Below are 24,800 nucleotides of genomic sequence, written 5' to 3'. Positions count from 1 at the left end.
TCTTGTTATAATATACTCATGGATAAAATTTTGCTTGAGTTCTGGTATGATACCCCTCTGGGACGGATGTTGTCTTTGTCGGATGATGAAGCTTTGTATTTGTTAGAATTTGAACATCGCAAGTTTTTGGATAGAGAGATTGAACGATTAAAAAAGCGACTTTCTGCCAAAATTGAATATGGAGAGACAATTATTTCTAAACAACTTGCAAGGGAATTGGATGGATACTTTCAGGGAAAGCTGCAAGTTTTTACGGTTCCTTTTGAGTTGGTTGGAACAGAGTTTCAAAAGCTAGTGTGGCAGGCGGTTTTACAGATTCCTAGTGGTGAGCGCTGGACTTACAAAGCGATTGCAGAGAAAATCAATAAACCACAGGCGAGCTTTGCTGTGGGTGCGGCAAATGGTGCGAATCAACTGGCACTTATTGTACCTTGCCATCGGTTGGTCAGAACAGATGGTGAGTTAGCAGGATATGCTGGAGGTCTTGATAAAAAAAGATGGTTATTAAATCATGAAAGTGAGTTCAAAAATGAAAGAAAAGTTTAAATTATCGGTAGAACGAGATGTTGGTGGAAAAATTATTGAAGTATTTTTTGATGATGAACATGAAGTCGTCTCTTACGAACAGTTATCAGCACTGACAGAAAAGTTAAAGGATTCTGTCAGCACTGACGAAACAGATGATGCTGATTTTCGGTTGACTTTTGGAACAGAATTTCAACAAAAAGTGTGGTTAGAACTTCCCAAAATTCCAGCTGGAACAACAATTACTTATCAGGAAATGGCTGAACGTGTAGGATCAAAAGGCGCTCAACAAGCTGTTGGACAGGCATTAGCGCGGAATCCGCTACCTGTGATTTTACCTTGTCATCGAGTGACAAGAAAAGACGGGACACTCGGTGGATTTATGGGAAAAAATAATCGCCAAGATATTAAAGCTTCTATTTTGGAATATGAGAAATCACTGATAAAATCATACTGACAGTTTCCTGTCAGTATTTTTTGAAGGAAAATTCTGTCAGTTCAACGCGATTGAAATGAATATTTAATCAGCGGGTAAAAAAATGAATAGCTGTGCTAATCATTCTGTCAGTTCAACGCGATTGAATTGAGCGTTGAATCAGCGGATAAAAGAATGATTAGCTATGCTAATCATTCTGTCAGTATACTGACAGAATGGACGTTGTTATGGTACAATATAACTTATGAAAAAAATACTTTCACTTGTCATTATTGCAGTTGGCATTTTGTTGGACCAACTTTTTAAACATTGGGTTGTCACAAATATTCCTTTGGGACATGTTAAAAATTTTTTACCTGGGATTATGAGTTTGACTTATCTGCAAAATAATGGAGCAGCTTGGTCTTCGTTTGAGGGGCAGCAATGGTTTTTTCTGATTTTGACACCAATTGTATTGATTGTAGCTGCTTATTTTTTGTGGAAAAAAATGGAGCAAAATTGGTATTTTTTTGGTCTGACTCTGATTATTTCAGGTGCTTTAGGAAATTTCATTGACCGTGTTCGACAAGGATTTGTCGTAGATATGTTTCAAACAGATTTTATGAATTTTCCAATTTTTAATATTGCTGACAGTCTTTTGTCAGTAGGTTTTGTTGTCTTGTTTGTCGCTATTTTGCTTGATAAAGATGAGAAAACAAATAGGACGAACTGACAAATCTTCTGTCTGTACTGACAGGATTAATTTTCTAAAAGAAAGAGAAAAATTTGACAAAAGTAATTATCAAAGAAGAAAATAATCTGCTTCGTCTTGACAAAGCGCTTGCGAATCAAACAGAGCTTTCAAGAACGCTTGTCACTGAGTTGATTCGTAGTGAAAAAATGACAGTCAATGGCATCACGACAAAGGCAAAATATAAAGTAAAAACAGGAGATGTTGTTGAGTTTGAACTTCCTCCTGTGCAAGAGTTGGATATCGTTGCTGAGGATATTCCACTTGAAATTATTTATGAAGACGGCGATGTCGCAGTGGTAAATAAACCTCAAGGAATGGTAGTTCATCCAGCGGCTGGACATAGTAGCGGAACGCTTGTCAATGCAATTATGTACGGGATTCGTGATCTTTCAAGTATTAATGGAGTCATTCGTCCAGGAATTGTGCATCGCATTGATAAAGACACAAGTGGTCTTCTGATGATTGCTAAAAATGACAAGGCTCATGAATCATTAGCCAAACAATTGAAAGATAAATCAAGTAAACGGCGTTATCTCGCAATTGTTCATGGCGAGTTTGATAATAATCGTGGAACAATTGAAGCACCAATTGGACGTCATCCAAAAGACAGGAAAAAACAAGCGGTAGTTGCTGGTGGTAAACCAGCTGTGACCCATTTTGAAGTTTTGGAACGTTTTCATGGATATACACTTGTCGCATTGCGCTTGGAAACAGGGCGGACACATCAGATTCGTGTACATATGAATTATATCGGCCATCCTGTTGCTGGAGACCCCTTATATGGTCCAAAACAAACACTTACACCTAATCACGGTCAATTTCTCCATGCTGAAACATTGGGATTTGTGCATCCGATAACAGGTGAAAGTTTAGAATTTCAAGTTGCGGTACCAGAGATATTTGAAAAACAACTTAAAAAATTAAGAGAGCAAGGTTGACTTGCTCTCTTTTTATGACATTGACAATTAAAATTATGATAAACTCTCATAAAACCTTCACCAATCCTCCATCAAAAATTAGTATGCTAATATGTTAAAATGGAAATATGGAAAACAAAAAAATGAATATTATCAAGAAAAAACTTTGGTTGATTATTTTTGGAGTGGCTTTTTTAGTCGCAAATGGAATAGCAGTTGCTTTAACAACAGAATGGGGAGCCAATCAATGGGGAGGGTTATTACTCGGGAATATTATTTTTTTAATTACAGTTTTTTATTTAGTAGGTATTTTTAAACTGGCAAAACACCTGTTTTCCACTGATTATTCTGTCAGTTCAAAGCGTCCAACGCAAATCGGTGAATCGACAGATAAAAAAACCGTCCACGACGTTTCTGTCAGTATACTGACAGAAAATAAAGTAGATAAATTTTATCGTATCAGTTTTTGGGGGATGGCTGTCATTACTTTTGCTCTTCCATTTCTGTTTATGATTCATGTACCTGATAGTCCGCACGCTTGGGATTATTTTGTAATTTTTAATTCAACAACAGAATTACAAGGTCATTCTTTTGCTAGTCTGCCAAACACAGCTTCCAGATTAGGATATTTTTTACGATATCCAAATAATCAGTTTTTAGGAATTTTATTCAATCGTGTTTTTGCACCTTTTGCTGACAACCTCCAACTAAAAGTTTGGGCAGTGACAGCTGTATCAGCATTGTTTACATCAGTGGGAATAAGCAGTACTTCTCTGTTGGTCAAAAATTTGAGTGGCAAAAGACAAGCCCTTCTTTACAATTTTGTAGCTGTTGGTTTCATTCCTTTTTATTTTTATGGAGCTCAGCTTTATAGTGACACACTGACACTGCCTCTCGTTGCACTTGCAGCACTATTTTTCATCTATGCTGTAAAATCAAGTCGCTTATCCAAACAAATTTTATGGTATTTCTTTGCAAGTTTAATCGGAGTAGTCGGATATGAGTTTAAACCAACCGCAGTAATTGTTATTATTGCCGGATTTATCTTTCTTGCAGTTAATAAAAAATGGAAGCAGCTTCTCATTGTTTTACCCCTATTTATTGTTTTGTTTGCAGGAGGACATGAGTTAGTAAAAACAACAATTGCAAGCGAGCCTGCATTTTCTGAACAAGCCAATGAGCGACATAATTTGCCATTAATGCATTGGATTGCGATGTCATGGTCACCCACCAATAAAACAGGAGGATTTAATAAAAAAATCCGTCTTTACTCAGAATCTTTCCCTACCTATGAAGCGAAAAAAGAAGCGGATACTCAGCTTTTTCTAAACAATATTAAAAAAATGGGACCACTAGGAATTATTAGACAGATTGGTAGAAAACTCGGCTACACTTGGACTTTCAGTGACTTGAATAGTTCTTACTATACTTATTATCATGAAAATCAGATGATTCATCGTTACTTCGATTATCTTGACATAGGAGCGAATCATGAAGGAAATGTCACAGGTTGGTTCATGTTAAAAGCTGCTCAAACCTTATATTGGATTGCACTAGTCGTTCTAATGTGGAAAGAAATCTGGTTCCTACTTGCACATAAGAAAAATTGGAAAAACCCGTGGTTTGTACCAGCTTTATCTGTTGTAGGATTAAGTATCTTCCTTATTCTTTGGGAAGCAAATTCACGCTATCTCTACCATTTTGCTCCACTCATGATTGCTTTAGCCACAGTAAATCTAGTAAAAATAGTTTCTGAGTCCAAAACTCATAATAATATTCTAACGAAAAATTGAAGGGGTTACTCCATTGGTGAGGAATTCTTTCTTCCCCACCAATGTTAGGGCAAAACTTCACATCAAAGATATGAGGTCACACCTCCGCTTTGCTACGTTATCCATTCGCTCTATCTCCGCTTCGCTACGTTGTCGATTTCACTAACCGACTAAAGTCGGAAGTTCAAATCGCAATCGACTAAAAGTTGCAAGGCGAAATGATCCTGTCCCTGAAGTCGCTAATACCCTAGAGCAGTAGAGCGAAAGCAGAGCTTGCCATTTCATCTTATCGCTTTGCCTCTATCGTTGCAAGCTCTGCTTGCATACGAATAGAGGATAGCGGAGCAACGGAGTTGCGTAGATCGTTTGGAGAACGGCGTGCGAAGCACGTAGCGAGTTGGCACTTTCGTGCCGAGCATCGACAGTGTAGCCCAAAGAGCGGAGATAGCACGCACTTGCTAAGTTAAAGATAAATTAATAGAATCACAAACATTCAAGAAAGGAACAGTTATGACAACGATTTTATATATGGTCATTCCTTGTTACAACGAAGAATTAGTCATTGATGAAACATCAAAACGGTTGAAAGAAAAATATAGTCAACTGATAGAAAATGAAAAAATTAGCCCAAAAAGCCGTATCGTGTACGTTAACGATGGTTCAAAAGATAAGACTTGGGAAAAAATTCAAGAAAAACATCATGAAGATTCAGTATTTAGTGGAATCAATCTTTCAAGAAATCGAGGACATCAAAATGCTCTATTAGCGGGATTGATGACAGTTAAAGAACTCTGCGACTGTGCAATTTCAATGGATGCAGATCTTCAAGATGATATTGACACGATTGATGCGATGATTGAAAAGTTTGAAGATGAAGCTTGTGATATTGTTTATGGTGTGCGAGATAATCGAGATACTGATACTGTTTTTAAACGCAGAACGGCAGGGGCTTTTTATAAGACAATGGAGCTTTTGGGGAGTCAAAGCATTCCTAACCATGCCGACTTTAGATTGATGTCTAGGCGAGCCTTGGAAGGATTATCACAATTTCCAGAAGAAAATCTCTTTTTGAGAGGGTTAGTTCCACTAGTGGGTTATAAATCAGCTGTTGTTTATTACAAGCGTGGTGAGCGTTTTGCTGGTGAGAGCAAATATCCACTTAAAAGAATGCTTAGTTTTGCAGTGGATGGAATTACTTCGACATCAGCCACACCAATGCGATTTATTTTATGGATAGGTTTCTTTTTCTTTATTTTTGCTATCATTGGAGCAATCTACATTGTTGGTAGACATTTTATTGGAGCACCTGATGTATCAGGATGGGCCTCTACCATGATTGCTATTATTGGATTTGGTGGATTAAATCTCCTTGCAGTTGGGATTATCGGTGAATACATTGGAAAAATATTCATTGAAGTAAAACATCGTCCACGTTATATCATTGAAGAATTTATTAATCAAGAAGAAAATAAAGGCTAGCATCGTTTAAGCCTACTCAAATAAATATAGACACAACTCTACATTTTTCTCTGATAATTTATCATAAAATTCTCTTTAAAACTTGTTTTTTTAGTCAATTTTTTCTAGTAGAATAAAGTGATAAAAATAATATGATGGGAAAAATAAAGATGATGCAAGAAAAACATATAAGTAATTATGAGTGGAATAAAGTGCCAGCAGTTGGTCTACTTTTCTGGATAGCAAAACTTATTTCGACAGGTATGGGGGAGTCCGTGTCTGATGCATCCAATAATATATTAAAAGGAATGTTTGGAGGCAACCAAGTGATTGGTGCCCTATTGACTATTCTTTGGTCAGGAGGTTTATTTGGAGTATTCTTATTTAAGCAAAAACGCGCAAAAAGATATCATCCCATTTACTACTGGGGAGCCGTTGCGCTTTTAGCGGTCTTTGGTACGGTCATCGCAGACTCTCTGACTGCAGCTTTGGGTGTTCCAATCATTTATCTTGTAGGTATTACAACAGTGTTAATGGGGCTGTGTTTCTTTCTGTGGTATCGTGCAACCCAAAATTTATCCATTCACCAAATTAGAAATTCAAAAAGAGAAACTTATTATTGGATAACAGTGGCGGTGAGCTTCGCACTCGGAACTTTGATGGGAGATTGGATGGGGGATCATTCAACTTTTGACTTGGGGCTCGGTTATCTGACTGCAGGTTACGTCTTAGGCGCAATTTTTCTTGGAGTGTTGGTTTATCGCTTGATGGGACATCCTCGTGAAAATGGAGTAATGGAAATTTTGACCTTTTGGATAGCCTATGTTTTGACACGGCCTATTGGAGCAAGTTTCTCAGATTATTTCTGTTACCGTTGGGATAATGGGGTGCTAGGTAATCGAGAAATGTCAATGGTTTTCATTGTTTTGTTTGCTAGTGTATTAGTGGCGATTGTTGTAAAATATATCCGTGAAAAACATGTAGCTCTTGCTTATCCTACAGAGTGATATTTAAACTTAGACAATATTAGCACGTAAAAATAAATGGGGAAGTATTTAATGAAGTATCATGTATTAGTTGTTGAAGATGAGAGAAGTATTTCAGATTATGTAAAAAAAGAATTGACTTTTGAAGATTACCAAGTAACAGCAGCTTTTGATGGTGAAGAAGCGCTCGAACTTTTTGAGAAGGCTCAACCAGCGATAGATGTAGTGTTATTAGATTGGATGATTCCAAAATTAGATGGTCTAACCGTTCTAAGACGGATGAAAAAAATTCAGCCCAATACACCTATTATATTTCTTACTGCGCGTGATTATATCGGGGATAAAGTTGCTGGCTTGGATGCTGGTGCGGATGACTATATCACGAAACCTTTTGAGATTGAGGAGTTGTTGGCTCGGTTGAGGCTAATTTTTAGAAAATGGTCAACGGTACGAACGACAGTTTACGCAGTGGAACATTTAAAAGTAGATACTTCAGCTCACACTGCTTGGGTATCAGGAGAATCTGTTAATTTGACACAACGTGAATTTGCTTTACTGACGTATTTTTTAGAACATCAAGGTGTTGCGATAAGTCGGGCAGATATTTTAGATGATGTTTGGGGCATGGATTTTGATGGTCAGGAAAATACGGTAGATGCCTATGTTCGTTATTTAAGATCAAAAATTGATTTGGATGATGAGCCTTCGTTAATCGAAACGGTGCGTGGTGTGGGATATCGACTTCGGAGTGATACGTTTGGGAGTTGAAGTGATTGCTTCATTGATGGGATTCTTTTCCTCCACCAATGTTAGGGCACAACCTCACATCAAAGATATGAGCTCACACCTCCGCTTCGCTACGTTGTCGATTTCACTAACCGACTAAAGTCGGAAGTTCAAATCGCAATCGACTAAAAGTCGCAAGGCGAAATGGTCCTGTCCTTGAAGTCGCTAAAACCCTAGGGCAGTAGAACGAAAGCAGAGTCTGCCATTAGCGAGTTGTGCGACTTTGACAAGGCACTTTTGTGCCATAGCGAGAATCGACAGCGGAGTAAAGTGGAGATAGTGCTGTTTAACTTAGCAAGTGCTTGCTAAGTTAAACAGTATTACAACGAATTAGCCACAGTGTGAGAACTGGAAAAGATGAGAAGCGAGGGAAAATGGATGAGAAAATTAAATATGAGAGCTGGATGGCTTGATGCAAGTTTTGATATTGTAGTTTTGTTCAAAAGCCTGTTTGCTTTATTGGAGGTAATTGGTGGAGTAGCTTTGTTTTTGGTTCCAATGACGGTTCTCAGAACTTTGCTTAATCAGTTGGCAAAAGAAGCACCTTTACCAGTTTTGGTTCAGTTATTTAATCATACGGCACAAAATTTGACAAGTGATATGACATTATTTGCAGTAATCTATTTACTTGCTCACGGTTTGCTTAAATTAGTTTCTCTGGCTTTGCTGTGGAAGAGAGTGCTTTGGGCATATCCTTTGTCACTGGTTTTACTTTCGGGGTTCATTGGGTATCAAATGGCTGAATTCTCTAAGACTGGGGCGTGGTCAATGATTGCATTAACTGTGATTGATTTACTTATGATGGTTTTGACCTTGCTCGAATATAGAAAGTTGAGCAGAAATTTTCAAAATTTGAAAAAGTCTTATGAAAGGATTTCACAAATGAAGAAAACTATTGAAAACTATAACCTTGTTATTGTAGTGTTTAATATTATTGTTCTTGTAGCAGTGTTTGTGAGTGTACGTTTTGTTGTTTAATCATTTAAAAATGAACAGAAAAAAAATAGTTAATAATAAATCAAAAACAAGTGCTAGTTTAATCACTAAAGTGTCCACTCGGATTTTCTTGATATTTACTCTCCTAAATGTACTAGTTATTTCTGCTGTTGTTGCTTTCAGCAGTTTACAAATTCGTGAGTCGGAGGGAGCTTCTATATTGAGCTCTGTTCATGAAGCGGCTCAAAACGGAAATATTAACTGGAAAGAATTTGAGCTTGGTGAAGAAGATGGAGAGCGTTCTGATTTTATTCGAGTGACTCGTCCATCAGGAGCCGTTGATGAAAGTCATGGTACAACTCAATTTTTAAAGAGCAGAAGTTTGCGCTGGGGCTATTTTAGTTTGTCGGACGACGATGTTTTTTGGTATAGTTCGGTCACTTCTCATGGGATAAAAACGGAGTTATGGCTTGATATTACTATTGTTTTGAATATGGTTTTGCGGACAATTGTGGCGATTGTTATCACGATGCTTGTAGTCTATGTTGGTGCAATGATTGCTTTGAAGCGTTCTGCAAAACGAATTAGTCAACCTATTGAAGCGCTTGCTAAGGCGACAAATATGGAAAAAAGTGAACTTATAGTTCCTGATTTTCCAGTGGAAGTAGAGCGATTAGCAAAGAGTTTTAATCAACTTTTAGGAAGACTTAATCAAAAGATTGAGCAAGAGCAGCAATTTGTATCAGATGCTTCACATGAGTTGAGGACACCGGTTGCAGCGATTCGTGGTCATGTCACGCTTTTAAAACGGCGTTGGCGTGAACATCCAGAAATTGTTGAGGATTCATTGAATTATATTGATGAAGAATCTTTACGGATGAAGCGAATGATTGAAGAATTATTGACAATATCACGAGGGAATCACTTTAGTATGGAAAATGAAAGATTTGATTTAAGCGAATTTACTGACAGAACTGTGAAAGAAATTCAACCTGCGCTGACACAGAAAGTTATTTTTGAAAATGATTTATCATTTTCTGTCAATGCTGACAGAGCAGCCATTCAAAAAATTCTCGTTGCATTTTTGGAAAATGCGGGAAAATATTCACCTGCTGACAGTAAAATTATTGTTCGGTTGAGAGAACAAGGCGATAGTATTGATTTGTCAGTAGCTGATGAAGGGATAGGAATTGCTGATGAAGAAAAAGAAAAGATATTTGAGCGTTTTTATCGCGTTGATAAGTCAAGGTCAAGTGAAATTCCTGGAACTGGTCTAGGGCTTGCGATTGCTAAACAATATGCTGAGGCTTGTGGTGCGTGGATTTTCGTGTCTGATAATTTACCACAGGGTTCTGTTTTCCACCTTGTTTTTGGTCCAAAATAGTATAGAGAAATTACTGACAGAATTTCTGTCAGTAATTTTTGATGATAAAAGAGCTTGAAGGGAAACAGCAGATGTGTTTAAATTTGAAAGAGTAACTCGTTATGTCTTATTAGGTTTTGTGTTGCTTTCACTCTTGATGATGGTCTTTGTTACATATACTGATACAGGATTTGTTAATCCGATTGATGTGATTCTAACAATATTCGTATTATATTTATTCTTCCGAGTCATTGATAGAGGATTGCGAAAGCTGTCAGTGAGGCAGCTAAAGGGAATCATTGCTCTGTCAGTAATAGGTGTCGCTGTCAGCGCATTATTGAATGTCATTCTGATACGAGTGCAATTATTTGGGGATGTCCAGATATGTATAACGATGGCTCGACAGCTCGTGCAAGGTAATTTTAATTGGAGTGAATGGATTTTACAATATAAAAATCTTGTTCCATTAACGATTTTGTATAGTGTCTTCATGAGAGTGGGACAGTTTTTACATCTAGGTTTTAATCCGATTTTTCTTGCTTACAATATCGCTTTGCTTTTGGGAAGTATAATATTGATTATTGCAACTTTATGGCATAAGAATCCACGCGCTGCGGCTTTTGCGGCTTTATTATCAATCATTGTTCCATCATTTTATGGCTTTACTATTCAAGTTGGTTATACTGATGGAGCTAGTATTTTTGCTCTAGCGCTTCTATTGTTTTTCCTCGAATGTGGGAGATTGAACTGGTGGAAGTTATTGATTATTGCATTAGTTTTTGCGTATGGTTATCTTATGAGACCAAATCTTATTATTGCTCTTGTCGCATTAGTGATAATTGGACTATTCACTTATAAAACACAGAGAAATGTTTATAGAAAAGTTGTTCAACTTTTTATTGCATCTATTGTAGGACTTTTGTTAGCGATAGGAGCTGGGAAAGTTCTTGATGCAAACTATCACTATAATAGTACAAATCCAGACGAATTTCCGATAGCACATTGGATTTATATGGGCTTAAATCAACAAAAATTTGGAGAGTATAATCGTTGCGACCGTAGTTATACACTACATCATATCGGTTTTTCTTCTGCGCAAAGTGCAGATGTTTCAGGAATTGCAACACGACTTGCAAGCTATAATCCAGAGACTTTTATTTTTCATTTGTTTGTCAAATATGGTGTTTTGTGGCGAGAAGGAACCTTTCAAACATTGACAGATTACCAAAAAACCTATATTTTTGCACCAAAGTTTTATTTGGAACACATCAGTGCGATTAGACTTATTTTTCAAGTGTTTTCGAAAGCTTTAATAGCTTTATTTCTCATTGCCGTAGGATTAAGATTTTTGAGCAATAAAATGCTAGCTAAAGATTCCCTCTTATTCGCGTTGTTGACCATATTTGGTATAAGTTTATTTCATACATTGATTTGGGAAGTAAAGACACGTTATCAATTTATGACTTTTGGACTTTTATTTTTTGTAGGGGTCTATTCATTGATTGAGCATTTTGAGAAAGTGTCAATTATGAATTCTCATATTGAGTAATTGATCTTCAGGATGAAAGAACAATGTCATGGCACACACTCTGTTTGCGTGGTCTGTTTCGTTTCATGCCACAGGCTGTAAAATCAGCCAAGCAAGGGCACGTTAAGTAGCCGTTTCTCCCTGCGACTTGAAAAGGGGGATCCGTGGTATAAAATTCTACCTGATTTTAAAATGAAACTAGTATAAATTAAACAAGATTAGAAAGAAAAAAATGAACAAAAAAATATCTTACTCCATTGGTACCATAACAGGGATTTTATTTGTAATTCTGGCGGTCTGGGTAAAATTGAGCCATACACAGACACCGCTAAACTTTGATAAGCCAATACAGAATTTTGCTTTCCAACTCCAAAATTCGTCAATTTTAACACATTTTTTTACTGCTTATACCAATTTATTTGGTGATACAGGTGGGATTATTACAGCTGCTCTCGTCGCTTTACTTTTATTTTTCTTGTTCAAACAAAAAATAGGTGGCTTATGGTTTGCTGGATTGACTGTGTTTGGAACAGGATTTAATACACTTGTTAAAGAGGTAATTGGTCGAAGCAGACCAGATATCCATCGTCTTGTAGCTTTTGCTAATCAAAGTGGGAAAAGTTTTGCAAGTGGTCATTCTGTTTTTGCGACAATTTTATTTGGAAGTCTTTTTTTGATTTATTTCACTAAGTTGAAAACACGAAGCGCGAAGCTTGGTTTAGCAGGATTAGCGTTGTTATTAACTGTTCTTGTGATGTTCTCAAGGGTATTTGTGGGGTACATTATCCAAGTGATACTATTGGTGGATTTCTTGAAGGACTAACTTTCTTAATGTTGACTTATCCTAGCTTTGTCAAAAGGAACAATAAAGAATATACGTTGAAGTGATTACTTCATTGGTGGGGAATTCTTTTTTCTCCGCCAAGGTTAGGGTACAACCTCACATCAAAGATATGAGGCCACACCTCCGCTTCGCTACGTTGTCCATGCTTGCTATGGTGCTACGTGCTTTGCATGCCATTCTACAAACGTTCTTCGCAACTTCATTGCTCCCGCTGTGCTAAAGCAAAAAGAGCAAAAGGCAAAGCACCTAGTCGCAGTGGCAACCGACTAAAGTCGGAAGTTCAAATCGCAATCGCTAAAGCGCTAAGACCCTAGGGCAGTAGAACAAAAGCAGAGCTTGCTATTTAGTGGCGTAGCGAGCATTGACCGAGCATCGATAACGTAGCCCAAAGGGCGGAGACAGCAAGCACTTACTAAGTTAAAAATTTTAAAATAAAAAAAGTACTTAGTTTCCTTGTAGAATCTAGGTTTTATTGTGATAAAATTAACAACTATACCAATCTTTCTGCAATAGTTATACCAATTTTATGTATAAATCCTTGACATGATGATAAAGTTATATTATAATGCTATTTGTAATTCAAAAAACGATAAATTAAATGAATATACCAATTTTGTATAATTTATGAATTTGGTATTTAAAGGAGAAAATCATATGTGTGGTATCGTAGGTGTTGTGGGTTCACGTAATGCAACAGATATTTTGATGCAAGGACTTGAAAAGCTGGAATATCGTGGCTATGATTCAGCAGGAATTTTTGTAACGGGAAGCAAAAATAGTAGTCTTGTGAAATCAGTAGGTCGCATTGCAGATTTGCGTAGTAAAATCGGCATTGATGTTGCAGGAACATCAGGAATTGGTCATACACGTTGGGCGACACATGGTAAACCAACAGAGGATAATGCACACCCCATACTTCAACATCTGGTCGTTTTGTCCTTGTCCATAACGGTGTGATTGAAAATTTTGTTGAACTAAAAGAAGAATATGTAGCAAGTGATGTGTTCAAGGGGCAAACTGACACAGAAATTGCAGTACATTTGATTGCAAAATTTGCTGAAGAAGAAGGTTTCACAACACTTGAAGCTTTTAAAAAAGCGTTGAATGTGATTAAAGGTTCTTACGCTTTTGCGCTAATGGATGTTGAAACACCTGATATCATCTATGTTGCGAAAAATAAATCACCACTCCTGATTGGTTTGGGAGAAGGCTACAATATGGTCTGCTCTGACGCGATGGCAATGATTCGCGAAACTTCAGAATTCATGGAAATTCATGATAAAGAGTTGGTTATTTTGACTAAGGATAATGTAGAAGTTGCAGACTATGAGGGAAATCATATCGAACGTGAAAGATACACAGCAGAGCTTGATCTTTCTGATATTGGTAAAGGGACTTATCCTTTCTACATGCTCAAAGAAATCGACGAACAACCTGCTGTTATGCGCAAATTGATTGCGACTTATGCCGATGAAAATGGGGCAATGAAAGTTGATGAAAATATCGTTAAGGCCGTGCAAGAAGCAGACCGTATTTATATCATTGCTGCTGGAACATCGTATAATGCAGGTTTTGGTGCAAAAATGATGTTGGAAGCTTTGACTTCTACGCCAGTCGAGCTTGGTGTTGCCAGTGAATGGGGTTATGGTATGCCATTGCTGTCTAAAAAGCCATTCTTTATCTTTCTGTCTCAATCTGGAGAAACAGCAGACAGCCGTCAAGTTTTGGTTAAAGTCAATGAGCTTGGTCTTCCTTCATTGACCGTGACAAATGTTCCAGGTTCAACTTTATCACGTGAAGCGACTTACACGATGTTGATTGGTGCAGGACCTGAAATCGCCGTGGCTTCAACTAAAGCTTACACAGGACAAATTGCAACACTCGCTTTTCTTGCTAAAGCGGTTGGAGAAGCTGATGGAAATAAGGCGGCGAGCGACTTTGAGCTTGTTAAGGAACTCTCACTGGTTGCTCAGTCGATTGAGTCTACGCTTTCTGAAAAAGAAGAAATCGCTGAAGTTGTAGCTAAACTCTTGCCAACTACAAGAAATGCTTTTTATATTGGACGTAAACAAGATTATTTCGTTGCAATGGAGGCTTCGCTTAAACTTAAAGAAATCTCATATATCCAATGTGAAGGTTTCGCTGCAGGTGAACTAAAGCATGGGACCATTTCGCTGATTGAAAAAGATACCCCAGTTCTTGCTCTGATTTCTAATAATGAAGAAGTTGCAGCGCATACACGTGGAAATGTGATGGAGACAGTAGCACGTGGCGCTTCAGCAATTACCATTGTTGAAGAAGGCGTAGCACGTCAAGATGATACAATTGTTGTCAATAATGTCCATCCATTCTTATCAGCAATTTCGATGGTTATTCCTACGCAACTGATTGCTTATTTTGCTTCAATGCAACGTGGACTTGACGTTGACAAACCACGTAATCTCGCAAAAGCTGTTACCGTTGAATAAAAATTACTGACAGAATTTCTGTCAGTAAGAGAATCCTGTCAGAATGTGCTGACAGGATTTTTGTCAGTAAATTTTTGAGTCTGTCAGTGACAAAAGATATTATTTCTCGTATAAATAGATATGTACGAAGTAAAAGAGAATCCTTATCCCATGTTGCCAAGAGAAAGACTAGAGCTATTAGGACCAGAGAAGTTGTCGGATAGCGAATTACTTGCTATTTTGCTACGAACAGGAACAAAAAAGTTATCAGCGCTTGAACTTGCCGCAAAAATTTTACAGCATTTTCAGACGATGGAGCGTTTTTGCCATGCTTCTATTTTAGAGTTGAAAGAAATTTCAGGAATTGGTCAAGCTAAAGCAATCGAAATTCGTGCGATGATGGAGCTTGGAAAAAGGATTCAGACCGCAGAACACCATAGGCATGGACAAGTGATGAGTGCTCAAGAGTTTGGTTTGAATTTGGCATTTGAGATGCGTGACTATGAACAGGAACATCTCCTTGCCATATATCTTGATGGTCAAAACAAAATTATCGAGAAACGAACCATTTTTATAGGGGCTGTAAATCATGCCTTGGCTAATCCAAGAGAAATTCTTTATCATGCTGTAAAAAATCTTGCAGTTGGTCTACTTGTCGCGCATAATCATCCTTCTGGAAGTTTGCAACCAAGTAGCGCAGACCGAACTTTTACTGACAAAATAAAAATTTCTTGTGATAATTTAGGTATTTCGTTTATTGACCATGTCATTGTCGGTGGTGGGAATTATTTTAGTTTCCGTGAACATGAAAGATAAAAGAGTTACTGACAAAAACTAAAATGAATTGACAAAACTCTGTCAGTACGCTGACAGAGTTTATTTTGATTTTGTAAACAATTCTTTTGACCTATTTCAAATATAAAAGTAAAATGATAGTAGGTAATTTACCTATATCTCATCTAATTTTACATTGCACCTGAAAAGGTGCTTTTTATTTTAAAAGATTAATCCAATATCGTGCTAGAATGGCTTGGTCTTCTGAATCATAAACCCAGTTATTTAACTGACCTCCTAACTTCTCAATAATATGCCGACTTGCAAAATTATTTTCATCAATCGTAACTAAAATAGAGGTGATATTAACGGAAAGATAGTGCTCAAAGGCGAATTGACACATTTCTTCAGCAATATGTTGTCCTCTAGCAAATTCAGGAACATCGTAACCAATATGTCCACCATACAAAAGTAAGTCATCTTTTTCCAAGTCAAATCGACAACGAATACTTCCAACTATTTTTCCAGCTTTAAAAGCAAAATAACTGATTTGTCGTGACTGGTTCCAGTTTTTCGGAGAAGTTTCAACTTGCTCCAGCTCTCTAAGCAATTGTTTATAATTCCCTGTTTTAAAGTTGGCATAACGATGTCTTGCAAAATGACCAAATGTTGTAAAATCATTTTTGCAAGCTTCAACATAATTTAAAAAAGCTTGTTCATCATGTTCGGTTAATCTTCTAATTTCTAAATGAGACATTTGCGAGTCCTCTCAATAGTTAGTTTGCTTATTATATCATTTTTTCAGCTATACGTTAAAGAATAGCTTTGTGCTATAATTTATAATAAAAGCTCAGAAGGAAATAATTTATGAACGATAGGGTTGCGATGAGTAAAACTTGGATATTTATTATCATAGCAAGTGTCATTATTTTTATCTTAGGACGATATTTTTATCAGCCCATTTTAGAAGTTACAGGTGCCATTGGAGCAGTGGGAGCACTAACTTGTGGTCTGACGGGGGTAATCATCAAATATTTACGGCGAAAAAGAAGAAACAGAGAATAAAAAATAAGCAAGGTATAATGAAAAGAACCTCCTAAAATAGATTTTACACTGCTTTTTTACAATGTCTATTTTACTTGGTTCTTTTCATAACTGCCTGTTTTTGTTTAGTGTAATTTATATTCTAAAAAATAGACTTTTTCTACATTTTATAATAAAATAGAGTAAAGGAGGCGCTTACAATGAGAGACGAATATAAAAGAATTTTAGTTGCAGTAGATGATTCAGACCAAGCAAAACAAGCGGTTCATGAAGCAGTAGCGATTACAAAAAGAAATAAATCGTCGCTGTTTGTCCTGCATATTAAAGATGAAACTATGCTTAGCGGGACACCACTTGCCCTAACAATTAGTTTAGAAGATTTAGAAGAAAAATCAAGAACAATTACAGAAGATATCTCAAACAGTATCAATGAAGAAGTAAAGTTTGAACTTCACAGCTTCATGGGTAATCCCAAAAAAGAGATTGTCAAATTTGCAAAGGAAAATAATATTGATTTAATCGTTATCGGATCCAATAGCAAAGGTCTAATCAATCGTATGCTCGTGGGCTCTACAACAACATATGTAGTAAGTCATGCCCCTTGTAATGTCATGGTTGTAAAATAAGTTAGCCTGCCATGAGTCGAGATAAATCATTGGGTATACAAAAAATCAAGTGTTTTACTATCCAGCATCTCACGCATCAAAGGATAAATCCATGCGCGTTCAAAATATGGAAAAGATTTATCCACGATGATCATCGTTAGTAGCAAACTCTTAAAGTAAGACTTCCAGAAACAAATGGAGGTCTTTTTCGTACAAATTTTTATTTTATAAATTGTCCATATATGTGGACACAGGAAAGTGAGTAAATCTATAGAAAACAGATAAAATAGACTTATGAAGAAAAAGATAGAAACGTGATAAAAAAAGAAAGGATGGAGTTGTGGATTTAAATGCGAATGAACGACAGGTGATGAGCCTACTAAATTTTGAGTATTACGTTGAAGCTGCCAGTTTAGCAAAACAGTTACTCGTATCGGATAAAACGATTCGACGGATGATAAAAAAAATCAATGAACGGTATACAGGACATTATGCTGAACCACTAATTCTATCACAGGCAGGAAAAGGATTTCGGCTATCAGCTTACTTCAAAGATAAGGATGTTTATGCTGAACTATCAGTAGATGAACAAGATGACAAAACCTTGTATGACATTATGCTGACAATTTTATTCAGTCATCCTAATAAAAGGCAATACGATGTTTTGAAAATAGATTATCTATCAAATAGTGCAAAGAACACGCGCCTAAATAAAATTAAACAAGCATTTAAAGATTTTCATCTTATTTTCAAGACAAATCAGTATTATGTTTGGATTGAAGGAGATGAAATTCAAATTAGACGAGCGATTAACGATTTAATTATGACGATTAACAAAAATAACAGTCTCAAACAAATTGGTCTTAATCTCTTTTCAGCAGATAATCAATTTATTGATAGACAAGTAGAATTAATAGAAGAGAAAACGCAACAATATCTAAGCTATCCTTATGATTGGACCGTCAGACTTCATCTCTCTGTTCTTGTTAAGCGTGTTAGAAAAGGGAGTATTCAAACAACCATAAATGAGATAAATGAATTAGAGAAGCAACTTATGATGAAAAATAAGTCTTTAGCAAGGCTCGCAAGTATTATCACGAAAAACTTTTCAAACTATCTCAATGTTGAGTTAAAAGAGACAGAGCAGTTATTAATGTTTCAAACCTTATATGCGATTAATTTAAGTAGACAAGAAAGTCAAGCAATAGATGAATGTTTGGCAGAAGAAGTTACCAAAACACTGATAATCAATGTATTTGAAATAGCTAATGTTACTCTATTGCCACAGAGTCGTAGATTATATGAAGATTTATATCAACATGTGTTACCTATGCTTTCTCGTTTGCGATTAGGAATTAAGATTGAAAACAATTTGCTAGACGAAGTGAAGTTAAAGTACACGAAAACTTTTGAAAAATTGTCAAAAATCATTGATGGAATTAACCATGAACTTGCCTTCGAAACTAAGATAGATGAGGCAGAAACTGGATATTTATCCCTTTATTTTGAGAAATATCATTTAGAAGTGACAACTGACAAACGAGTGTTATTAGTTTGTGCCACAGGTATTGGTACCAGTGAGCTATTAAAAGCAAGGCTCCAAAAGAAAATTCCTAACTTAAATGTTATTGCAGCGATGAGCAATCGTCAAGCACGAAAAAGTCAAGGATTTATTGAAGAAAATATTGACTTGATTTTATCAACACTTGATGTATCCGTTACAAAAATTGGCAAAGTTCCAATTCTGACGATTAGTCCACTTTTAACAGAAAAAGACGTTCAGAAAATAAATTATATTTTAGAAGAAAGTGAGAGAACGAATGACAGACATTGATTTAGGTAAAGTCGTTCATAAGAATTTGATAGTTGTACCATCAAAATCCAAAACTAAAGATGAGGTAATTAATGAACTAGGTCACTTGCTTGCGACCAAAGGATACCTCTTTGATGCTCAAGAATTTATTGATGATGTTTATTTGAGAGAGAAAGAGGGAGTGACGGGGATAGGACAAGGTATTGCTATTCCACACGGAAAATCAATTGCCGTCAAGAATACCACAATTGCAGTTGCTGTATTAGATGAAGAAATTGAGTGGGAAACTTTAGATGAACAGCCTGTCAAAGTCGTCATTATGTTTGCTGTCAAAGATACGGATGCTAATACAACTCATATACTACTATTGCAGCAAATTGCTGTATTACTAGCACATAGTGATTTTCTTGATAAACTCAAAAAAGTCACAAGTGTTGATGAGCTGTATCAACTGATGACGACTGCTAATTAAATCTGCAAGACAAATTTTGTCATAAAAAATTATATTCTATAAAGGAGAACCACAATGGTTTTAGTAACAGGTAAAGAGCTACTTTCAGTCGCAAAAGAAAAGAACTTTGCAATTCCAGCTTATAACTGTGGCTCAGGACAACTCTTAAACGCCACTTTGAAAGCATGTGAAGAAGACCAAGCACCATTCATCATAGCAATTCACCCAGATGAATTGAGCTTCTTGGAAGATAACTTTGTTGCTTCATGTATTGATGCAGCAAATAAGACTAAGTTACCAATCGCAATTCATTTGGACCATGGTGCAAGTTATGAACAAGTCATTCATGCAATCCAACTAGGAATGACGTCGGTTATGATTGATAAATCTTTAGCTCCATTCGAAGAGAATATTGAAATTACTAAAAAAGTTGTTGAAGCAGCGCATGCTGTTGGGGTATCAGTTGAAGCTGAACTTGGAACAATTGGCAATACTGGTAATAATGTTGAAGGAGGTAATCAACAAGGAATTTATACTGATCCAGCACAAGCTAAAGAATTTGTTGAGCGGACAGGGTGTGACTCACTTGCTGTAGGTATTGGAACTTCTCACGGTCTTTATCCAAAAGGGCTTCAGCCCAAATTGGCGATTAATGTTTTGGAAGAAATTGTTAAAGAGACAGGTATTCCGCTAGTATTGCATGGAGCGTCCAATAACTTAGATTCCGAGATTAAAGCAGCAGTTACACATGGAATCAATAAGGTTAATATCTCATCAGATATTAAAATTGTTTTTGCAGAACGATTAAGAGAAGAGTTAAATGATGGTAACACCGAAAAACGAGAACCAAATGTACTCTTCCCAGCGCCTATGAAAGAAACAGAAAAAGTAGTTCATCAAAAGAATCAACTTTTTGGCGCTAGTAATACGGCTAAGTATTATTTTCAGTAATTTGGTACTGATAAACTAAATTTCTCTTTGGTTAAATCCAAAGAGAAATTTAAAAAATGAAAAAGATAACGGTTACAAAAAAATGTGAGGTGACGTATGAAAATTGTTGGAATTGCAGCATGCACAGCAGGTATCGCTCATACCTATATTGCTAAGGAGAAGTTGACACAAGCAGGGATTGAACATGGACATACCATCCATATCGAAACACAAGGACTTGCTGGACAACAAGATAAGCTGACACCAGAAGAAATCGCTGAGGCTGATATTGTTATTATTGCGGCAGATATAAAAATTAATGGTCGCAAGCGCTTTGAAGGTAAAAAAGTTGTCGAAGTACCAACTAGTCTGGTTGTCAAGTCGCCAAACAAACTAGTTGAAAAACTCGAAGAAGTACATCAAGGAGTATAATAATGGGTGTTTTAAAAGATTTAGGTTTTAAAAGACATTTAATGACGGCAATCTCATTCTTTTTACCAATCATTTGTGCAGCAGGCTTCTTGCTCGCTATTGGTAATATTATGGGAGGAGCATCAATTGCTGATTTTTCAAAAGGATTTAGTTTTGCGGATACTATGACAACAATGGGAGGTTATGGATTAGGTTATCTTCCTATAGTGGTTTCTACTGCGATTGCTTACTCTATTGCAGATAAACCAGGTATTGCACCAGGATTGATTGTTGGATTCGTTGCTCATGGGATCAATACTGGGTTTATCGGCGGCATTGCATCAGGATTTGTTGTTGGGATTATTACATTACTTTTCTATGCTAATGTCAAAGTCCCAAAATGGATGGAAGGTCTAATGCCAACTTTAATTGTGCCATTTGTATCATCTTTTCTAGGTGGAATGGTGATGTATTATGTACTTGGTACGCCAATCAACTATCTAGTCAGTTTGCTGACAAATTATTTAAATCATCTTGATTCTTCACAACTTTTGATTTATGGTTTGATTATTGGCGTCCTTGCTTCTATTGACTATGGCGGACCTATTAATAAAACAGTATTTGCAGTGGTGTTTGCTATGTTTTCAGAAAATATTTATGCACCGCTTACCGTTTTGATTGGCGCATCCATGATTACACCATTTGGCTACGGGCTTGCCTTAATCCTTCAGAAAATATTTAAGAAAAATGTCTTTGATAAACAGGATATTGAAACATTAAAATCTGCTATTCCTATGGGATTTTGTCAGATTACCGAGGGGTGTTTTCCAATTATCTTCAAAAATTGGTTAAAAAATATGATTGCAACAGGTATTGGCGGTGGTATATTTGGGGCATTGTCAATGTTTTGGGGGTGTGATAGTCATATTCCGGCATCAGGGATGTTTGCTGTGCCAACTATGACAGGTAATCGTGGATTTCTCTTCGTTATCGCTCTTATCATCGGTTCACTAGCACAAGCTATTGTCTTTGTACTCATAATGAAACCTGTTAATCCAAATGAAATGGCTGAGTTTGAGGAAAAAGAAGAGGAAGATATTGAGTTTGGAGATCTTAAAATTTCTTAAGGAGTGTAAATTAATGTATCAAGGAAAAATTAGAGCAATATTCAAAAATTCAGGTATTGCTTTTACAGGGCAAGAACTAGATAATATAGAGTATGCTGATTTTGGATTGAAAAACATTGAAGAAGAGGGACTTAATCTCATTGTTTATGTGAATAATGATCGCTATTGTGCAAAAGAAATGGTTTTACTTCCTAGACAAACTTGTCCAGAACATCGCCATCCACGACGAGGAATAAAGTTAGAAATTGAAGGAAAAGAAGAAACTTTTCGAGTTCGTTATGGTAAAGTCTATCTTTATGTGGAAGGTGAGGAAAATGTGCAGGAAATCTCAGCTAAAATTCCAGAAAAGAGCAAAGAGTGGTATACTATTCGACATGAAATTGTACTTGAAGCAGGAGAACAATATACAATTATTCCTGATACTTTGCATTGGTTTCAAGCATCAGAAGAGGGAGCGATTATTTCAGAGTTTTCATCGCCTAGTGATGATTCATCGGATATTTTCACTAATCCTAATATCAAACGTTAATGAGTTTATGTAGAGCTAGGCATTAATCCTAGCTCGTTTTTTAGTAATTTGAATCTTGCGTATTGTGGATAGTGCAAGTCAATAGCTTTACCAAAAACTACTAAAATAAGTGGGTGTTGTTTCGCTAAAAGAGATAGATATTCTATTGGTTTGCTCAGAAAATCTTGGAAGTAAATATGTGAGTTCTTCAAATATTTTTGACTGTTGAGAGCGATTAATCTCCCAGAGCCATGGATAATATGGGTGTGGATATAATTGTCTTCTCCGTTGTCGTTAGAAAGAGCATCGGTTTCATGGATGAGACATAGGACATTTCCGTGAGTTTTATCTTTTTTTACATTTTTAACGATACGAGCCACAAGTTTTGCAAGGCTTTTTTTATTTTTGAGAGTATTTGGTATTGTGTAGATATCAATGATTAACATAATTATTCCTAGTAGAACGATATTTTATAAAAAATTCTTGGAAATTTTGAAGTATTTGGATAAATCTGTTTCGATAATTATAGCCAATACTTTAGAGGACACATAAACAGAGAGGAGGGTGAGAAGTGAACGCTCAATTCCTAAAAAAATACTAGAGGGAAGAATTACAAAAAGGTCAGATATAAGCAGGCCCAGACTTTTTCGGATATTGAATTTTTTTTCCAATATTTTAGCAATTAGACTACCACTTGCAGACGTTGCTTTCCCTAAATAAATGAGACCAATCCCTCCTCCCATGAAAGTACCAGCTAAAACAGCGGCAAGAATAGGATAGGGCAGCCTGAGAGGGAGATGTGCTGTAAGATGCAAAAAGATAGTGGAAAGGATTAGAACAAAAACTGTCCGAAAAATTAGAGTTTTATTAAAGTAACGATAGCTAAATATTATAAGTAAACCGTTAAGAAAAAAGTTGGTAAGATAGGAGGGGATGTCAAATAAATAAGTACCCATAGCGATTAGTCCAGGTACTCCCCCTTCACCTAGAAGATTTGGAATTGCTAAACAATTTACAGAAAAAGCAATTGATAGAGACCCAATCATGATTAGTATATATTCTTTGATATTGTTTTTCATGAGTATGTACTTGCAATTTTGAGTTTGCAAGTCCTTTCTTTGGTATTGGTATTTATAGAATCTCAAAAACACTTGTGAAAAGTAGTGGAAAACGTATAATCTGGTATTTTTGAATAATCATTATAAATTACTATACACTAAATATATTGGTCAAAATCAGAACGTGTCATAAAATAGATAAGATTTTATAGAGCGATATGAAAAGAGAAGAAAGTGATAGATTTATCGTATAAAAGAAGGGGCGAAAAATCGTAATTGCTTATGATAAAGTTAACATAGAATAATATAAGGAGGTACAAATTTGAAAAATGTATCGAAAATGGAAATTATTGTTGCGTTATTAATGATGATTTTTATTTTTATTGTTTCTATTTCGTTTATCATAATTTTTATCTGTGAATTCATTTTTGGCATATAAAAACATAGAATATAAAATCTCCTCTTTGTTAAAAAAGGGGAGATTTTTAATTAGAAATAAGAAAGAGGGATTAGATATTTATAATCTATCAAGCATATTTTGATAATATTTTGAGACTTCGGAGAGATTGAGACTATTGAAAATATCAATTGCTTTTTGTATTTGTAGTTTTCCTTCGGAGGTGTTTTTAAAACAAAAATTCCAGTACCCTACGGACAAATTTCTCAAATTTTGATTGAACATATCATGTTCTAGATGATAATTATCAATACAATTTATAACATACTTTGCAGAGTCTATGTATCCACGTGATGAAAAAAGAATGACAGATTTATAAGCAATCTGAAGCAACTTATTTCTATGTTTGGAAGAAGAAAGTAGAGGATGTTTTTCGATTAAAAAAGAATTGATTAATAATTGTGTTTCTCGAGCGCTGAGATTTGGTAGAAAGAGATAAAAAATACTTAACTCCATGTAGCCCCAGATACTGATTGAAAATAAATAATCAATAATTTGTTCACTTTCTATGTCATTCAAGGAAAACAAGGTGCTTTTGGCAGCAAGAGTGAGGAAAGAATGTCCGGATTGTTCAAGTTCATTTATAAGTTTTAATAATTCATTTTTGTCACTATAGAGGTCTGCGACGATGACACGTTCAATTAATTCATCTTGGTCACTATTTGTATAATTATTTAAAATTTGTTCATATTCTTCAAGAGAGATGCTCAACTCTTGTAATGCTAGAACGACACGGTCAAATCCCATCATTGATTCTCCACGTTCAAATTTTGCTAAGGTCGCTTTTGAGATACCAATGCTTTCAAAATGCGAAACAGAGAGCTTTTTTTGTTGTCTTAATGCTCTAAAAATCTCACCATATTTTTTATAAATCATTTAAATTCCTTTCAC

The 24,800-nt window shown here is 36.0% G+C and carries 25 protein-coding genes and 1 pseudogene; 22 read left to right on the top strand and 4 right to left on the bottom strand.

Translation table 11 applies throughout. From position 1 onward, the window contains the following. The first annotated feature begins 18 nt into the window (after positions 1-18). From D7I46_RS04625 to radC, 14 genes and pseudogenes are all read left to right on the top strand, one after another. Positions 19-546 (top strand): methylated-DNA--[protein]-cysteine S-methyltransferase, encoded by a 528-nt coding sequence (locus D7I46_RS04625; RefSeq protein ID WP_162930833.1) that lies wholly within the window; start codon positions 19-21, stop codon positions 544-546. Then, entirely contained in the window at positions 530-982 is a 453-nt protein-coding gene (locus tag D7I46_RS04620) for a methylated-DNA--[protein]-cysteine S-methyltransferase (protein WP_120773292.1), read from the top strand. The genes D7I46_RS04625 and D7I46_RS04620 overlap by 17 nt, the downstream gene beginning before the upstream one ends. Positions 983-1,205: 223 nt before the next feature. Next, entirely contained in the window at positions 1,206-1,673 is a 468-nt protein-coding gene (gene lspA / locus D7I46_RS04615) for a signal peptidase II (protein WP_120771820.1), read from the top strand. Between the two features lie 53 nt (positions 1,674-1,726). Next, positions 1,727-2,632, top strand: coding sequence for an RluA family pseudouridine synthase (locus D7I46_RS04610; protein WP_120771819.1), 906 nt, complete (start codon positions 1,727-1,729; stop codon positions 2,630-2,632). 107 nt (positions 2,633-2,739) lie between these two features. After that, positions 2,740-4,404 carry a glycosyltransferase family 39 protein gene (locus D7I46_RS04605; protein ID WP_120771818.1) on the top strand — a complete coding sequence of 555 codons (1,665 nt, stop codon included), beginning with the start codon at positions 2,740-2,742 and terminating at the stop codon, positions 4,402-4,404. A gap of 489 nt (positions 4,405-4,893) precedes the next feature. After that, positions 4,894-5,862: a glycosyltransferase family 2 protein gene (locus D7I46_RS04600; protein WP_120771817.1), complete on the top strand. Its 969-nt coding sequence runs from the start codon at positions 4,894-4,896 to the stop codon at positions 5,860-5,862. A 149-nt stretch (positions 5,863-6,011) separates the two neighbouring features. Then, positions 6,012-6,848 carry a COG4705 family protein gene (locus D7I46_RS04595; RefSeq protein ID WP_120771816.1) on the top strand — a complete coding sequence of 279 codons (837 nt, stop codon included), beginning with the start codon at positions 6,012-6,014 and terminating at the stop codon, positions 6,846-6,848. A 51-nt stretch (positions 6,849-6,899) separates the two neighbouring features. After that, entirely contained in the window at positions 6,900-7,595 is a 696-nt protein-coding gene (locus D7I46_RS04590) for a response regulator transcription factor (protein WP_120771815.1), read from the top strand. Between the two features lie 396 nt (positions 7,596-7,991). Then, entirely contained in the window at positions 7,992-8,591 is a 600-nt protein-coding gene (locus tag D7I46_RS04585; RefSeq protein WP_120773291.1) for a DUF2127 domain-containing protein, read from the top strand. A 10-nt stretch (positions 8,592-8,601) separates the two neighbouring features. Further along, positions 8,602-9,933 (top strand): sensor histidine kinase, encoded by a 1,332-nt coding sequence (locus D7I46_RS04580; RefSeq protein WP_240424508.1) that lies wholly within the window; start codon positions 8,602-8,604, stop codon positions 9,931-9,933. Between the two features lie 73 nt (positions 9,934-10,006). Then, positions 10,007-11,461, top strand: a complete 1,455-nt coding sequence (locus D7I46_RS04575; protein ID WP_240424507.1) for a glycosyltransferase family protein — start codon at positions 10,007-10,009, stop codon at positions 11,459-11,461. A gap of 211 nt (positions 11,462-11,672) precedes the next feature. Then, positions 11,673-12,263: a phosphatase PAP2 family protein gene (locus tag D7I46_RS04570; protein WP_240424506.1), complete on the top strand. Its 591-nt coding sequence runs from the start codon at positions 11,673-11,675 to the stop codon at positions 12,261-12,263. Positions 12,264-12,938: 675 nt separating this feature from the next. Next, a pseudogene (gene glmS / locus D7I46_RS04565) lies at positions 12,939-14,752 on the top strand (glutamine--fructose-6-phosphate transaminase (isomerizing)). A 120-nt stretch (positions 14,753-14,872) separates the two neighbouring features. After that, positions 14,873-15,547 (top strand): RadC family protein, encoded by a 675-nt coding sequence (gene radC, locus D7I46_RS04560; protein ID WP_120771814.1) that lies wholly within the window; start codon positions 14,873-14,875, stop codon positions 15,545-15,547. Between the two features lie 175 nt (positions 15,548-15,722). Here radC and D7I46_RS04555 read toward each other — a convergent pair whose 3' ends face one another. Beyond that, on the bottom strand, positions 15,723-16,262 hold the full coding sequence (locus D7I46_RS04555) for a GNAT family N-acetyltransferase (RefSeq protein WP_120771813.1): 540 nt from the start codon (positions 16,260-16,262) through the stop codon (positions 15,723-15,725). 110 nt (positions 16,263-16,372) lie between these two features. Between D7I46_RS04555 and D7I46_RS04550 the strand changes: the two genes are divergently transcribed. The 8 genes from D7I46_RS04550 (at position 16,373) to D7I46_RS04515 (ending at position 22,415) form a co-directional block, all read left to right on the top strand. After that, the gene (locus D7I46_RS04550) at positions 16,373-16,570 is read left to right on the top strand and encodes a hypothetical protein (RefSeq protein WP_120771812.1); all 198 of its coding nucleotides are present in this window, start codon (positions 16,373-16,375) and stop codon (positions 16,568-16,570) included. Positions 16,571-16,749: 179 nt separating this feature from the next. Further along, positions 16,750-17,175, top strand: a complete 426-nt coding sequence (locus D7I46_RS04545) for a universal stress protein (RefSeq protein WP_120771811.1) — start codon at positions 16,750-16,752, stop codon at positions 17,173-17,175. A gap of 319 nt (positions 17,176-17,494) precedes the next feature. Further along, positions 17,495-18,988, top strand: coding sequence for a BglG family transcription antiterminator (locus D7I46_RS04540; protein WP_120771810.1), 1,494 nt, complete (start codon positions 17,495-17,497; stop codon positions 18,986-18,988). Next, a complete protein-coding gene (locus tag D7I46_RS04535) occupies positions 18,975-19,439 on the top strand; it encodes a PTS sugar transporter subunit IIA (protein ID WP_120771809.1) in 465 nt (154 codons plus the stop codon). The genes D7I46_RS04540 and D7I46_RS04535 overlap by 14 nt, the downstream gene beginning before the upstream one ends. Before the next feature lie 54 nt (positions 19,440-19,493). Beyond that, on the top strand, positions 19,494-20,369 hold the full coding sequence (locus D7I46_RS04530; protein WP_120771808.1) for a ketose-bisphosphate aldolase: 876 nt from the start codon (positions 19,494-19,496) through the stop codon (positions 20,367-20,369). A 96-nt stretch (positions 20,370-20,465) separates the two neighbouring features. Then, complete coding sequence (locus D7I46_RS04525) at positions 20,466-20,780, top strand: PTS fructose transporter subunit IIB (protein WP_120771807.1); 315 nt, start codon at positions 20,466-20,468, stop codon at positions 20,778-20,780. Between the two features lie 2 nt (positions 20,781-20,782). Beyond that, entirely contained in the window at positions 20,783-21,886 is a 1,104-nt protein-coding gene (locus tag D7I46_RS04520; protein ID WP_120771806.1) for a PTS fructose transporter subunit IIC, read from the top strand. Between the two features lie 13 nt (positions 21,887-21,899). Continuing rightward, on the top strand, positions 21,900-22,415 hold the full coding sequence (locus D7I46_RS04515) for a D-lyxose/D-mannose family sugar isomerase (protein ID WP_120771805.1): 516 nt from the start codon (positions 21,900-21,902) through the stop codon (positions 22,413-22,415). 5 nt (positions 22,416-22,420) lie between these two features. Here D7I46_RS04515 and D7I46_RS04510 read toward each other — a convergent pair whose 3' ends face one another. The 3 genes from D7I46_RS04510 to D7I46_RS04500 all read right to left on the bottom strand — a co-directional run bounded on the left by D7I46_RS04510 (position 22,421) and on the right by D7I46_RS04500 (position 24,785). After that, a complete protein-coding gene (locus D7I46_RS04510) occupies positions 22,421-22,840 on the bottom strand; it encodes a hypothetical protein (RefSeq protein ID WP_120771804.1) in 420 nt (139 codons plus the stop codon). Positions 22,841-22,864: 24 nt separating this feature from the next. Continuing rightward, a complete protein-coding gene (locus D7I46_RS04505; RefSeq protein ID WP_120771803.1) occupies positions 22,865-23,473 on the bottom strand; it encodes a YitT family protein in 609 nt (202 codons plus the stop codon). 496 nt (positions 23,474-23,969) lie between these two features. Then, a complete protein-coding gene (locus D7I46_RS04500) occupies positions 23,970-24,785 on the bottom strand; it encodes an Rgg/GadR/MutR family transcriptional regulator (RefSeq protein WP_120771802.1) in 816 nt (271 codons plus the stop codon). Positions 24,786-24,800: the final 15 nt, after the last annotated feature.

Source organism: Lactococcus allomyrinae (genome assembly GCF_003627095.1).
GTDB classification, from domain to species: domain Bacteria; phylum Bacillota; class Bacilli; order Lactobacillales; family Streptococcaceae; genus Lactococcus; species Lactococcus allomyrinae.
Note: the sequence above shows the minus strand (reverse complement) of the source record. Positions and strands in the feature narration are given on the sequence as shown.